Genomic DNA, 13,562 nt, shown 5'->3' with positions numbered 1-13,562 from the left:
ACCATACGAAACGGCCAGTCGCCCCCGCGCGAAAGGACCAATCACCCCCGCAAGCGAGGACCAGTCCCGCCCCACCACCACGAGAGAACCAGTCGCCGCCGCAACAGAAGGCCACTCGCGCTGGCACACCACTCACCACCGCACCGGATGGCAACTCGCGCCCGCACGAAAGGGCCAGTCGCGGTCGTACCAGAAGGCCACTCGCGCCCAGCCGGAACGGCCAGTCACGCCCGCACGAGAGGACCAACCGCGACCGCACGAAAACGCCAATCGCGGCGACGCACACAGCGGCAAGCAAAAGCCGCTCCGCCGCCCAGCAGCCGCCACCCCGGACCCCGACCGCCCAGCCGCCACCCCGGACCCCGACCGCCCAACAGCCGCCCCGGACCTCAACCGCTCAGCAGTTGCCCGGAACCCCGGAAAGCTCAGCGGAAAGCCGGGTACAGCGGCAGTTCCAGCCCGGGCCCGAAGCGGGCATCGAGCGCCTTCGCGACCTCGCGCGCGTGCGCGGCGACCTCGGGCCTGTCCCCGCGCTCGGCGTAGGTTCCCAGGTCCTTCCACCAGCTCACCAGCGCCGCGACGCGGTTCGGGCGTACTTCGGCGCCCGCGCCGCCCAGGTCGGCCCACGTCGTGACCCACACCAGCAGCATCTGGTGGTCCAGCAGGTGCGCCGAGAGCACCTCGTTGTCGCCGAGGGCCGGCCACACCCCGGAGACCTCGGCCTTCCAGGCGGCGATCATCGCCTCGCTCATGCCGCTCGGCAGGGCCCGCGCGTCCTCACAGGTGGCGAACGGGACGCGGAGGTGCGCGGCGTCCACCAGCGCGTTGCGGACCAGGCCGCGCTCGAAGTCCAGGAAGTGCACGCCGCCGCTGGTCACCAGGTTGTTGTCCGGGCTCAGGTCCACCGGGCTGAACGCCCGGTACGGCGACGACGCCGACGCCTCGCACACGTTCTCGGCGTAGGCCCGCACCTCGTCGGGCGTCGTGACGCCGACCGCTTCCGCCAGCAGCGTCGGCAGGCGCGCGCACGCCACCGCGGGCGTGGTGTCCTCGTCGGGCACGAACCCGCCCAGCCGGCGCAGCAGCGCCTCGAAGTCGGCTTCGCGTCCGGCGGTGGTCGCGTGCAGGCGGCCCAGCGAACGCGCCCAGGACAACAGCGCACGCTCGGCCAGCCGCGCGTCCTGCCCGCGCAGCTTGTCCCACAAGGTGGGCGCGCGGCCGAGGTCGTCGATCACGATGACGCGCAGCGGGCCGTCGTGGGCGAGCAGCTCCGGGCACATCCGGTCCTCCGCGGGCAACGCCGTGAACAGCTGGTAGCTGACCGCCTCCTGCGCGAAGGGATCGGCGACGCCGCGTGGCGGCGCGTCCGGGTAGTGCTTGATCACGAGCGTGCGGGGCAGCCCGAACGGGGACGCGGCGATGCGGGCGCGAACCACCGTCGCCGGTCCGCTGCCGGGCAGGGCTTCCGGCTCCACGAGCCCGATGGCGCTGCCGAAGCGCCGGGTCAGCACGGTTTCGGCCGCCTGGACGGCGGCGTCCACGGCCTGCGTTCCGCTCGCCGGAACGGCCGCGACTGCCGGGTCCTGGTCGTCCTCCGTGCCTGGGGAAGTGTCCACCGTCATCGCCTTCGACCCTACTAGCGGGCGAACGTCGCTCACCACAACGATTTTTCCACTTCCGGCAACGGCCGCACGGTGACGGAAGCGCCCCGGCGCCGCCGCAGCAACAAAACGACGGCCGCCGCCGCCACGATCCCGACGAGGTTCACGGCCAGCTGGCCGAACGACTGCGCCGCCTTCGACCACTCCCCCACGACCGCCGCGACCACCGCGTATCCGGCGGCGGGAACGGTCGTGACCGAGATGAACACCCCGACCAGCGCGGCCGATTTCGCCGACGTCATCGACAGCATCCCGGCCGCACCGGCGAGCAGCGCGACGATCAGCGAGTACCACCCGACCTCGTACACGAAGTCCACCTCGTGGGACTCGCGGAACGCGCTGACGTCGAGCAGCCCCACGAACCAGGTCAGCACCGTGACCCCGGCGGTCACCAGCATCGCGACCGGGAACCCGAGCGCCAGCGCGATCGCCGCGCGGCGGACCAGGTCCCAGCGCCGCAGCACCAGCCCGACCGCGATCGCGGCGAGCGGACCGAACTCCGGACCCACCACCATCGCGCCGACGATGGTCACCGGGGAATCGGTCACGATGCCGACCGACGCCAGCAGGCACGCGATCGTCAGGAACGTCAGGAACGTGAAGTTGAGCCGCGACTCCTCGCCGGTGCGGTTCAGCAGCTCCTGCCAGACGACCGCGTCCGCACCCTCGCCCGGCGCGCTTTCCTCGGCGCGGTCGGCCGAATCGGACAGCGCGGTGTCGAGGGATTCCAGCGTGATCGCGCCGCTGTGGTCCAGCCCCAGTTCGCACAGCGCTTCGAGAACCTCGTCGGCGGCCTCGCGGGCGACGTCGGCCTCGATGAGGTCGCCCGCCGGGGACACGGCGGCACCCGTGTGCACGATCAGGTGCGCCGTGCCCGGCTGGTCCCGCAGCACCGCCAGCGCCCGCTCGGTGTCCTCCGGCGGGCTGACGACCCGCAGGTGCAGCACCGCGGTCAGCCCTTGGGCGCCGGGGGCTTCGCGTCCACGCCCGCCTCGCGGCGCTGCTGGGCCGTGATCGGGGCCGGGGCGCCGGTCAGCGGGTCGTAGCCGCCGCCGGTCTTCGGGAACGCGATGACGTCGCGCAGCGACTCGGCCTTGGCCAGCAGCATCACGATGCGGTCCCAGCCGAACGCGATGCCGCCGTGCGGCGGGGCGCCGAAGGAGAACGCGTCGAGCAGGAAGCCGAACTTCTCCTGCGCCTCGGCCTCGGACAGGCCCATCACCTCGAAGACGCGCTTCTGCACGTCGGCGCGGTGGATACGGATCGAGCCGCCGCCGATCTCGTTGCCGTTGCAGACCAGGTCGTAGGCGTAGGCCAGGGCGTTGCCCGGGTCGGACTCGAACTTGTCGATCCACTCCGGGGTCGGCGAGGTGAAGGCGTGGTGCACCGCGGTCCACTTGCCCGAGCCGACGGCCACGTCGTCGGTCTCGTCGGCCGCCTCGAACAGCGGGGCGTCGACCACCCACACGAAGGACCACTCGTCCTCGTCGATCAGGCCGAGCCGGTGCCCGATCTCCACGCGAGCCGCGCCGAGCAGGGCACGGGCCTCGCGGGGCTTGTTCGCGGCGAAGAAGACGCAGTCGCCGGGCTTGGCGCCGACGGCCTCGGCCAGACCCTCGCGCTCCTTCTCGGAGATGTTCTTCGCGACCGGGCCGGACAGCGTGCCGTCCTCGCCGATGAGCACGTAGGCCAGACCCTTCGCGCCGCGCTGCTTGGCCCACTCCTGCCACGCGTCGAGCTGGCGGCGGGGCTGGTCGCCGCCGCCGGGCATGACGACCGCGCCGACGTAGGGCGCCTGGAAGACGCGGAACGGGGTGTCGGCGAAGTACTCGGTCAGGTCGGTCAGCTCGAGCCCGAAGCGCAGGTCCGGCTTGTCGGTGCCGTACTTCGCCATGGCGTCGGCGTAGGTCATCCGGGCGATCGGGCGCGGGATCTCGTGCCCGATCAGCTTCCACAGCGCCGACACGACGGCCTCGCCGACCGCGATCACGTCGTCCTGGTCGACGAAACTCATCTCGATGTCGAGCTGGGTGAACTCCGGCTGCCGGTCGGCGCGGAAGTCCTCGTCCCGGTAGCAGCGGGCGATCTGGTAGTACCGCTCCAGGCCGCCGACCATGAGCAGCTGCTTGAACAGCTGCGGCGACTGCGGCAGCGCGTACCAGGAGCCGGGGCGCAGGCGGGCGGGCACCAGGAAGTCGCGGGCGCCCTCCGGGGTGGAGCGGGTCATCGTCGGGGTCTCGACCTCGACGAAGCCCTGGTTGTGCAGCACCTCGCGCGCGGCGCGGCTGACCTCGCTGCGCAGGCGGATGGCGCGGGCCGGGCCGTTGCGGCGCAGGTCGAGGTAGCGGTACTTGAGCCGCACCTCCTCGCCGACGTCGACGCGGTCGTCGATCGGGAACGGCAGCACGGCGGCCTCGGACAGCACCTCCAGCTCCGTGGCCAGCACCTCGATGGCGCCGGTCGGGATCTCCGGGTTTTCGTTGCCCGCCGGACGCTGCGAGACCTCGCCGGTGACCTTGACGCAGAACTCGGAGCGCAGCTGGTGGGCGCGCTCGGCCATCTCGCCCTCGCGGAACACCACCTGGGCGACCCCGCTGGCGTCCCGCAGATCGATGAAGATCACCCCGCCGTGATCGCGCCGCCGGGCGACCCACCCGGTGAGCGTGACGATCTGGCCGGCGTGCTCGGCACGCAGGGTGCCGGCGTCGTGGGTGCGAAGCACTGCGGTTGTTCTCCTTGCGAGGCGTTCGGCTCGTGCGTCAGCAGGGGTTTTGCTGCCCGTATGAGGCTAACGAACGCCCCGGCGGAGGAGTCCACCAGGCTTTCCTTACAGCAGGCTCAGCTGTTCGCCCCGCTCCGGGCGCTCCGGCTCGCGCTGCGCGGGCAGGCGGTGCGACTCGGCGCGGCGGTTCAGGCCGTGGCGCCGCAGCAACGGCGCGACCCGCGCGGACAGCGCCCGCCGGTACGCGGGCATGGCGTAGCTGCCGCGGCCGTAGATCTCGCGGTAGCGCTCGATCAGGTCCGGCCGGTGGGCGCCGAGCCAGCGGGCGAACCACTCCCGCGCGCCGGGCCGCAGGTGCAGCGCGAGGACGGTGGCGCGGGTGGCGCCGGCGGCCGCGATCTCGGCGAACAGCGGGTCCAGAGCCTCCTCGCTGTCGGTGAGGCCGGGCAGCACCGGGGCGACCAGCACCTGGCAGGGCAGGCCGGCGTCGGTGATGCGGCGGACCAGGTCCAGCCGGGCGCGCGGGCTGGGGGTGCCGGGTTCGAGGCTGCGTTGCAGGTCGCGGTCGAGCAGCGCGATCGACACCGCCATGCCCACGTCGACCTCCCGTGACGCGGCGGTGAGCAGGGGCAGGTCCCGGGTGAGGACGGTGCCCTTGGTGAGGATCGAGAACGGCGTGCCGGACCCGGTGAGCGCGCGGATGATGCCGGGCATCAGCCGGTAGCGGCCCTCGGCCCGCTGGTAGGGGTCGGTGTTGGTGCCCATGGCGACGTGCTCGCGCTGCCAGCTCGGGCGGCGCAGCTGGGCGGCGAGGACCTCGGGGGCGTTCACCTTCACCACGACCTGGGTGTCGAAGTCGCGGCCCGCGTCGAAGTCGAGGTAGGTGTGCGTGTTGCGGGCGAAGCAGTTGTGGCTGACGACCCCGGCCGCGACGAAGTCGCCGGTGCCCGTGGTGATGTCGAACAGGGTCTCGTCGCGGCCGAGCGGTTCGATGGCGACGACGTCCAGCGCCGCGTCCGGTTCGACGCGGTCGCCCGCGGGGCCCAGCAGGGTGTCCCCGGGCGAGAGGTGCGGCCGGTCGTCGCCGGTGACGTGCTGCCAGCCCTTCTCGGTGAGGAAGCGGTGGTCGCCGCTGGCGACCAGGGTCGTCCCGTTCCGCAGCGTCAGCCGGTGGGCCGGCTTCACGGTGGTCCAGTGCGCGAGCACCGTCGTGGGCACGAGGCGCCGGGCCGTGCCGCGGACCGCCGTGCCCAGGATCCGGTCGCCGACGCGGAGATCGGCCATCGGCTTCGCGCTCCCGTCGGCCATCCGGATCGGGGTGTCCCCGGCGAGGCAGTAGGTGCAGGCGTGGCTGCAGCCGCGGTAGGGGTTGACGGTCCAGCCGAACGGGACCATCGACTCGCCCGGCACCTTGTTGAGCACCGAGCGGGCGCGGACCTCGTGGAACGTGACGCCCTGGAACTCCGGCGGCGCGACCGTCCGGACCAGGCCGTCCAGGCCGAGCAGAGCCGGCTGCGGGTCACGGCCGGCGCGTTGGTTCTCCCACCTCACCCACTCAGTCGAACACGCGTTCGAAGCGCTGTCAACACCACGAGGCCAGGAGGTCGGCCAGCTCACGCGGGCGGCTCAGCGCGTTCAGGTGCCCGCCGGGGACCTCGTCCAGCTCCAGGCCCAGCCGCTCGCGCACCACGCGGCGCTGGAACTCCAGCGGGAAGAACCGGTCGTCGCGGCCCTGGACGAAGCGGGTCGGCACGTCCGGCCACTTCTCCAGCGGCCACGGCGTGGTGAACGGCGTGTCCGACTGCCGCGGCTCGCCGCGCTGGAGGGCTTCAGCCTTCACGTCGGACGGGAGGTCATGCAGGAAGTCCCGCTCGGTGTCCATCCCCTCCGGGTGGGCCTCGTGGTAGCCGGTGTTGGCCCACCACTCGCCGCCGGTCTCGCCCGGCGCCGGGACCATTGCGTTGACCAGCACCAGGAGCGACACCGGCACGCGTGCGCAGACCAGCGGGGCGGTGAAGCCGCCCATCGACTGGGCGACCAGCACGACGCCCTCGCGGTCGCCGATCGCCCGCACGACCACGTCGGTGTACTCGGCCAGTCCGGCGGAGTCGTCCTCGGCCGGGAGGTCGACGGCGATCGCCTCGTGGCCGCGCCGGGTCAGCTCCGGCACGAGCCGGTGCCAGTACCACGCCTCACCGCCCGCGCCGGGGACGAGCACGAAGGTCGCCATGTCACCGCCCCCGCCGCGCGAAGTCCTCGGCGGTCCGGCCGCCGGGGAACCGTTCCTGGAAGTCGAAGGTGCCCGCCCACGACGGCCGGACGGCGATGCGCGCCATCCGCAGACCGGGCCGGTCCACCTCGGCGACGGCGGCGGCGCCGTGCTCGGGCCCGTAGTACCGGCGCTGGGCGGCGGCGTATTCCGGGAGCACGCCGTCGACCTCGGTGACCACGGCGTTGCCGCGCAGCAGCAGTACCTCCGGCGGCGGGCCTGCCCGGTCGATCGTGACCGCGACCGCGGGATTCGCGCGCAGCGCGGCGAGCTTGGCGGTGCCGGCGAACGTCGCCATCACCAGCTCGTCGCCGGTCCAGTGGAACAGCATCGGCAGCACGCGGGGCGTGCCGTCCGGCGCGACGTAGGCGAGGCGGGCGAGCTCGGTCGAGGCGAGCATCCGCTGGGCGAGGTCGGTGTCGAGGAGCCTGAGGTCTCCCTGCGGGAGGGTTGTCGTCATGCTCCTAATTTAGGAGTGACTGGTGTCACTGCGCAAGTAGGAGCTACTCTTTTTCTCGTGCGGAGTTACGACGACCCCTGCGGGGTGGCCAGGGCGCTGGACGCGGTGGGCGAGCGGTGGGCGCTGCTCGTGGTGCGCGAGTTGCTGCTGGGGCCGAAGCGGTTCCGCGACCTGAGCCGGTCGTTGCCGGGGATGAGCCAGAACGTGCTGTCGCAGCGGCTGCGGGAACTGGAGGCGGCCGGCGTGGTGCGACGGCGGCGGCTCGGGCCGCCCGCCAGTACCAGCGTGTACGAGCTCACCGAGCACGGCGCCGAGCTGGAGGCGGTCGTGCTGGCCCTGGCGCGGTGGGGCAGCCGCCGCCCGGTGCCGCCGGCCGGGGAGCTGAGTGTGGACGCACTGGTCCTGGCGCTGCGGACGACCTTCTCGGCGGAGCGGGCGGGCGACCTGTCGGCCCGGGTGGCGCTGCGGCTGGGGGACGACGGGTTCCTGGCCAGGGTCGATTCCGGCGAGTTCTCGATCGAGCGAGGCTCCGGCGAGGCCGACGCGACGCTGGAGACCGACGCGAGCACGTTGCGGTCGCTGGTGTTCCTCGGCGCCCGCCTGGACGACGCGGCGGTGACCGGCGACCGGGGCGTGGTCGAGCGGTTCCTCGGCTGCTTCCCACGCCCGAGCGCCTGACCGTCGCGGGCGACGCGCTCGGCGCACGAGGCCGATGCGACGCTGGAGACGTTGCGGTCTCTGGTGTTCCCCCGCGCCACCTGAACGACACCGCGGTCACCGGCGACCGAGCGGCCGCCGGCGGCGCGACTCAACGCACACGGCCGATGCGACGCTGGAGACCGACGCGAGCACGCTGCGGTCGCTGGTGTTCCTCGGCGCCCGCCTGGACGACGCGGCGGTCACCGGCGACCGGGACGTGGTCGAGCGGTTCCTCGGCTGCTTCCCACGCCCGAGCGCCTGACCGTCGCGGGCGACGCGCTCGGCGCACGAGGCCGATGCAACGCCGGAGACGTTGCGGTCGCTGGTGTTCCTCGGCGCCCGCCTGAACGACACCGCAGTCACCGGCGACCGAGCGGCCGCCGGCGGCGCGACTCAACGCACACGGCCGATGCGACGCTGGTTACCGACGCGGGCACGTTGCGGTCGCCGGTGTTCCTCGGCGCCCGCCTGAACGACGCGGCGGCGACCCGGTGGCGGCCGAGCGGTTCCTCGGCTGCTTCCCGCGCCCGAGCACCTGACGATCGCCGCGGCGCGGCCCAGGACGCGGGGGCCGATGCGACGCTGGAGACGTTGGGGGCACTGGTGTTCTTCCGCGGCACCTGAACGACGCCGCGGCGACCGGGTGGCGGCCGAGCGGTTCCTCGGCTGCTTCCCGCACCCGGGCGCGGGACGGTCACCGGCGCCGCTCGGCGCGCGGTCGACCAGCCGCTGAAGACCGACGCGAGCAAGTTGCGGTCGCTGGTCTTCCTCGGCGCCCGCCTGAACGATGCCACACTGACCGGCGACCGGGGCGTGGCCGAGCGGTTCCTCGGCTGCTTCCCACGCCCGAGCACCTGACACCGCCCGCGGCGCGGCTCAGTGCGCACGATCGAGCAGCCATTGGAGACTTCTCGGCTGCTTCCCGCACCTGACCGCCGCCGGTGGCGCGGCTCAGCGCGTGCGGTCGAGCAGCTCGTGCAGCAGGGCGACCACCTCCGGCGGCGTGAAGTCCATTGTGGTCTCCCCGACGCTGACCTCGAAGGAGCACCGCCGGGGGTCCGGCGCCGAGCGCACCCGCAGGAACAACTGCACGCCCTTCTCGGCGATCAGCTCCTCCGCCGCGCGCTCCACCGCGGCCTTCGGCGCCGGGAGGTGGACGTGGAACATCCCGGCCTGCGGCGGGTCCGGGTGCGCGTACGCCACGCCGTCCTGGTTGATCGCCGCCGCCAGGGACCGGGCGTGGGCGTGGAACTCCGGCATTCGCGGCAGCACCGAGTCCAGCCCGTCCAGGGCCGCGAGCGCCAGCGGCCACGCGTCTGGGATCGCGCCGCCGAGGCGGCGGCGCCACACCGCCACCTCCGACACCAGCGCCTCGTCGCCGGCGAGCACCGCTCCCCGCACGCCTTGCAGTCCTTTGTAGAGCGACACGTACACGCTGTCGAACAGCCCGGCGATCTCGGCGAACTCCTTGCCGTAGAACGGTTGCGACTCCCACAGCCGCGCGCCGTCGAGGTGCGCCGCCGCGCCGCGTGAGCGCGCGAGACCGACCTGCGCGACCAGCTCGTCCCACGACGGCAGCAACCCGCCGAGGTCTCGCTGCGGCAGCTCCCACACCATGGCCGCGAGCGGCTCCCCCACCGCCTCCAGGTCCGCGAGCGTCATCAGCTCGTTGCGGTCCCCCACCGGCCGGAACCGCAGCCCGTGCACCGCCGCGTAACCCTTGTCCTCCCAGTTGTCCAGGTGCGTGTGCGGGTGCGCGGCGAAGGTCCGCCGCCCGGACCGGTCCGCGTGCACCCGCAGCGCCGCCTGCTGCGCCATCGTCCCGCTCGGGAAGAACAACGCCGCCGGTTTGCCCAGCAGCGACGCGATCCGCGCCTCCAGAGCCGCCACGGGCTCCGCGGGCGACAGGTCCTCCCCCGCCCGCGCCAGCATCCGTTCGAGCACCGCCCGTGGCCGCCGCCGCACCGGGCCGTGCGAGGCGAGCGTCCGCCGGATCTTCGAGTCGTCCACGGGCGCGATCATCGCAGCCACCACCGACAGTTTTCCGGGCTTCCACTCAGTGAAAGACCCACTGGCGTGCCCGGAACAGCTCAGGAGGATGGCGGAAAACCTCGCGCATCAGGAGTGACAGTGAGCTTTCTCGACGACGAGAAGTGGACCGGACGCGTCTTCACCGGCAGCTGGGAGCGCGCGGCGGGCGGCGACGCGGCCGTCATCGAGCCCGCGACCGGCGACGAACTGGGGCGCGTCGGCATCGCCTCGCCCCAGGACCTGGCGGCCTCCGCGGCCAAGGCGGCCGAGGCGCAGCGCGCCTGGGCGGCGACCTCCTTCCAAGAACGCGCCGCGGTCCTGCGCCGCGCCGGCGACCTGTGGCAGCAGCACGCCGCCGAGCTGAAGGACTGGCTGATCCGCGAGTCCGGCAGCATCCCCGGCAAGGCCGACTTCGAACTGCACGTCGCCGCGCAGGAGTGCTACGAGGCCGCCGCGCTGCCCTCCCACCCGACGGGCGAGGTCCTGCCGAGCGAGGCGCCGCGGCTGAGCATGGCCCGCCGCGTGCCTGCCGGTGTGGTGGGCGTGATCGCGCCGTTCAACGCGCCGCTGATCCTGTCGATCCGCTCGGTCGCGCCGGCGCTGGCGCTGGGCAACAGCGTCGTGCTCAAGCCGGACCCCCGCACCGCGGTCTGCGGTGGCGTGGCGCTGGCGCGGGTCTTCGAGGAGGCCGGGCTGCCCGCCGGGGTGCTGCACGTGCTGCCGGGCGGCCCGGACGTCGGCGCCGCGCTGGTCGAGGACAAGCACGTCCGCGTCATCTCGTTCACCGGCTCGACCGCCGCGGGCCGCGCGGTCGGCGAGTCCGCGGGCCGCCACCTCAAGCGCGCCCACCTGGAGCTGGGCGGCAACTCGGCGCTGATCGTGCTCGACGACGCCGATCTGGAGCAGGCGATGAGCGCCGCGGCGTGGGGCTCGTTCTTCCACCAGGGCCAGATCTGTATGACCACCGGGCGGCACCTGGTGCACGCCTCGCTCTACGACGAGTACGTGGACCGCCTCGCGGAGAAGGCCGACCACCTGCCGGTGGGCAACCCGTTCACCGACCAGGTCGCGCTCGGCCCGATCATCGACGCCAAGCAGCGCGACAAGATCCACGGCCTGGTGACGTCCAGTGTGGACGCCGGGGCGAAGGTCGCCGCGGGCGGCACGTACGAGGACCTCTTCTACCGCGCCACCGTGCTCGCCGGCGCCGGCCCCTCGGTGCCCGCCTACGACCAGGAGGTGTTCGGCCCGGTCGCCCCGGTCGCGAAGTTCACCAGCCTGGACGAGGCCGCGAAGCTCGCGTCGGAGAGCGAGTACGGGCTGTCGCTGGGCATCATCACCGCGGACGTGGCGAAGGGACTGGCGCTGGCCGACCGGATCCCGACCGGTATCGCGCACATCAACGACCAGACGGTCAACGACGAGGCGCTGGCCCCGTTCGGCGGCGTGTTCGACTCCGGCACCGGCTCCCGGTTCGGCGGGCCCGCCGCGAACATCGAGGCGTTCACCGAGACCCGCTGGGTCACGATGCGCGGCGACGTCGCCGGCTACCCGTTCTGACGCGCGGCGGGGGCGCCGGCGGCGCCCCCGCTCAGCCGACGATCCCGTCCACGAAGCACCAGCGCCAGTTCTCGCCGGGCTCGTAGCTGCGGATCACCGGGTGACGCGTGTCGTGGAAGTGCTGCGTGGCGTGCTTGCGCGGCGACGAGTCGCAGCAGCCGACGTGCCCGCACTCCAGGCACAGCCGCAGGTGCACCCACGACGAGCCCTCGCGCAGGCAGTCGACGCAGCCCTCGGCGTCGGTCTCCGGCACGCGTGCCTTCTCCAGGTGCTCGCAAGTGCCCGCCGTGGCCTCGGGGGTCTCCAGCTCACGTTCCATGCCCGGCTCCTCCTCGGGTCGCTCCAGCAGCGACTCCTCGATGTCCAGTCCGTCCATCACCCGCCGGAGCACCTCGTCGTCGGCGGTGCCCCGGTCCCGCGCGGTGAGCAGGACGTCCCGCTCGGCCGCGAGCATCTCGGCACGCAGCCGACGGTACGCGTCGCTGGGGGTCTCCTCCAGCGAACTGAGCCTGCCGAGGTTCTCCCACGCCGAGTCCGACCGGTAGGACTGCTTGTCCCGCAACCGGTCGATGACCTCGGGTGGGTCGGCCGGGCGGCGGATCTCCTCCAGCCGGGCCAGGCCCGCGGACGTCATGTCGTGCAGCAGCGCGGCCTCCTGCAGCGCGTCCTCCGCCGGGTTGGGCGGCGGCAGGCGCAGGCGGCGCACCAGGCCGGGCAGGGTCATCCCGTGCAGCAGCAGCGTTCCGGCCACGACGACGAACGCCGCCAGCACCAGCACCGCGCGCTGCGGGGTGTCGTCGGGGAGCACGAACGCGGCGGCGAGCGTGACCACGCCACGCATCCCGGCCCACGAGATCACCGCGAAGTACGACCACGGAGTGCGTTCGCCCGGCCGCATCCGCGCCACGAACCCGTACCCGAACACCCACACGATCCGGGCGAGGATGGTCGCGGCCAGCACGCCGGCGCAGATAAGCGTCAGCTCCCACCACGCGAGCCGGGAGTCGCCGACCTCCTCGACGATGCGCCGCACCTGCAGCCCGATCAGCAGGAAGACGACGTTCTCCAGCAGGAACTGGACGGTGCGCCAGTTCAGCCTGCTGGCCAGGCGGGACGGCCCGGACAGCAGCTTCGGCGTCTGGTGCCCCATGATCAGCCCGGCCACGACGACCGCCACCACCCCGGAGCCGTGGATGGCCTCGGCGGGCAGGTAGGCCAGGAACGGGATGACGAGCGACCACGCGGTGTCCATCACCGGGTCGGTCAGGCGGCGGCGCAGCAGGCTCGCGGCCCACCCGATCAGCGCGCCGACCGCGACGCCCCCGCCGGCGGCGAGCAGGAAGTCGCCGCCGACCTCCCAGATGCTGACCGCCCCGGCGATCGCGGCGATGGCCGTGCGCAGCGACACGAGCGCGGCCGCGTCGTTGAGCAGGCTTTCGCCCTCCAGGATCCGCACGATGCGGCGCGGCATGCCGACCCGGCGGGCGACCGCGGTGGCGGCGACCGCGTCCGGCGGCGCGACGACCGCGCCGAGCGCGAACCCGGCGGCCAGCGGGATGCCGGGCACGATGAGCCACACGACCCAGCCGACGACGAGCGTGGTGAACACGACCAGGCCGACGGACAGGGCCGCGATCGGCACGCGGTTGGCCCGGAAGTCGAACAGCGGCGTGCGGATCGCGGTGGCGTACAGCAGCGGCGGCAGCAGGCCGATCAGGACGACCTCGGGGTCGAGGTGGTAGTCCGGCACGCCGGGGACGAAGGACGCCGCGACGCCGATCAGCACCAGGCACAGCGGCGGCGACCAGTTGAGGCGCTGCGCGATGCCGGTGACGACGAGGACGACGGCCACCAGCACGGCCAGCTCGACGGCGACGATCATCGGGACCGCGCCGCCGTCGCCTCGCCTGCCAGCGGCGCGGCGACCTCGTAGAGGCGGGGGGTGGCGCGCCAGAAGTGGCTGCGGCCGACGATCCGGCGTCGGGCGTACCCGCGGCTTTCCAGTGTGTAGACGATCGAGGCGCACGTGGCGAGCGGGATGGCCGTCGCCCGCGCGAGCGCGGTGAGGGTGAGGCCCTCACCGGCCTCGACGAGGGTCTCCAGCACGGTCAGCGTGCGGTCGACCGAGGGGGATGCCGGTCTGTCCGACGCCATGCGCGG

General features: G+C 73.3%; 11 protein-coding genes. 2 read left to right on the top strand and 9 right to left on the bottom strand.

All coding sequences use genetic code 11. The features are described 5' to 3' along the window. Nucleotides 1-425: 425 nt before the first annotated feature. The 6 genes from AMYTH_RS0100625 to AMYTH_RS0100600 form a co-directional block, all read right to left on the bottom strand. The gene (locus AMYTH_RS0100625) at nucleotides 426-1,622 is read right to left on the bottom strand and encodes a hypothetical protein (RefSeq protein WP_027928665.1); all 1,197 of its coding nucleotides are present in this window, start codon (nucleotides 1,620-1,622) and stop codon (nucleotides 426-428) included. A 32-nt stretch (nucleotides 1,623-1,654) separates the two neighbouring features. Then, nucleotides 1,655-2,608: a DUF389 domain-containing protein gene (locus tag AMYTH_RS0100620; RefSeq protein ID WP_027928664.1), complete on the bottom strand. Its 954-nt coding sequence runs from the start codon at nucleotides 2,606-2,608 to the stop codon at nucleotides 1,655-1,657. A 5-nt stretch (nucleotides 2,609-2,613) separates the two neighbouring features. Then, nucleotides 2,614-4,383 carry an aspartate--tRNA ligase gene (gene aspS / locus AMYTH_RS0100615; protein ID WP_027928663.1) on the bottom strand — a complete coding sequence of 590 codons (1,770 nt, stop codon included), beginning with the start codon at nucleotides 4,381-4,383 and terminating at the stop codon, nucleotides 2,614-2,616. Between the two features lie 105 nt (nucleotides 4,384-4,488). Further along, nucleotides 4,489-5,934, bottom strand: coding sequence for an Rv2578c family radical SAM protein (locus AMYTH_RS0100610; protein ID WP_027928662.1), 1,446 nt, complete (start codon nucleotides 5,932-5,934; stop codon nucleotides 4,489-4,491). A gap of 31 nt (nucleotides 5,935-5,965) precedes the next feature. Continuing rightward, complete coding sequence (locus AMYTH_RS0100605; RefSeq protein ID WP_027928661.1) at nucleotides 5,966-6,613, bottom strand: alpha/beta fold hydrolase; 648 nt, start codon at nucleotides 6,611-6,613, stop codon at nucleotides 5,966-5,968. Nucleotide 6,614: 1 nt separating this feature from the next. Further along, nucleotides 6,615-7,112, bottom strand: a complete 498-nt coding sequence (locus AMYTH_RS0100600) for a pyridoxamine 5'-phosphate oxidase family protein (RefSeq protein WP_027928660.1) — start codon at nucleotides 7,110-7,112, stop codon at nucleotides 6,615-6,617. An 84-nt stretch (nucleotides 7,113-7,196) separates the two neighbouring features. On the opposite strand from AMYTH_RS0100600, the gene AMYTH_RS0100595 reads away from it, so the two are divergent. After that, nucleotides 7,197-7,790, top strand: coding sequence for a winged helix-turn-helix transcriptional regulator (locus tag AMYTH_RS0100595; protein ID WP_027928659.1), 594 nt, complete (start codon nucleotides 7,197-7,199; stop codon nucleotides 7,788-7,790). Nucleotides 7,791-8,762: 972 nt separating this feature from the next. Here the strand turns inward: AMYTH_RS0100595 and AMYTH_RS0100580 are convergent. Next, entirely contained in the window at nucleotides 8,763-9,833 is a 1,071-nt protein-coding gene (locus AMYTH_RS0100580) for a threonine aldolase family protein (protein ID WP_037322088.1), read from the bottom strand. A gap of 108 nt (nucleotides 9,834-9,941) precedes the next feature. Here AMYTH_RS0100580 and AMYTH_RS0100575 point away from each other — a divergent pair, with 108 nt between their 5' ends. Then, nucleotides 9,942-11,402 (top strand): benzaldehyde dehydrogenase, encoded by a 1,461-nt coding sequence (locus AMYTH_RS0100575; RefSeq protein ID WP_027928657.1) that lies wholly within the window; start codon nucleotides 9,942-9,944, stop codon nucleotides 11,400-11,402. Between the two features lie 31 nt (nucleotides 11,403-11,433). On the opposite strand, the gene AMYTH_RS0100570 is transcribed toward AMYTH_RS0100575, so the two are convergent. Together AMYTH_RS0100570 and AMYTH_RS0100565 are read right to left on the bottom strand one after the other, a co-directional pair. Beyond that, entirely contained in the window at nucleotides 11,434-13,284 is a 1,851-nt protein-coding gene (locus AMYTH_RS0100570) for a Na+/H+ antiporter (protein ID WP_027928656.1), read from the bottom strand. Further along, complete coding sequence (locus AMYTH_RS0100565) at nucleotides 13,281-13,556, bottom strand: helix-turn-helix domain-containing protein (protein ID WP_027928655.1); 276 nt, start codon at nucleotides 13,554-13,556, stop codon at nucleotides 13,281-13,283. Before AMYTH_RS0100565 ends, AMYTH_RS0100570 begins: the two co-directional genes overlap by 4 nt. Between the last annotated feature and the right edge of the window lie 6 nt (nucleotides 13,557-13,562).

Origin of the sequence: Amycolatopsis thermoflava N1165 (assembly GCF_000473265.1) — a bacterium.
Taxonomy (GTDB): Bacteria; Actinomycetota; Actinomycetes; order Mycobacteriales; family Pseudonocardiaceae; genus Amycolatopsis_E; species Amycolatopsis_E thermoflava.
Note: the sequence above shows the minus strand (reverse complement) of the source record. Positions and strands in the feature narration are given on the sequence as shown.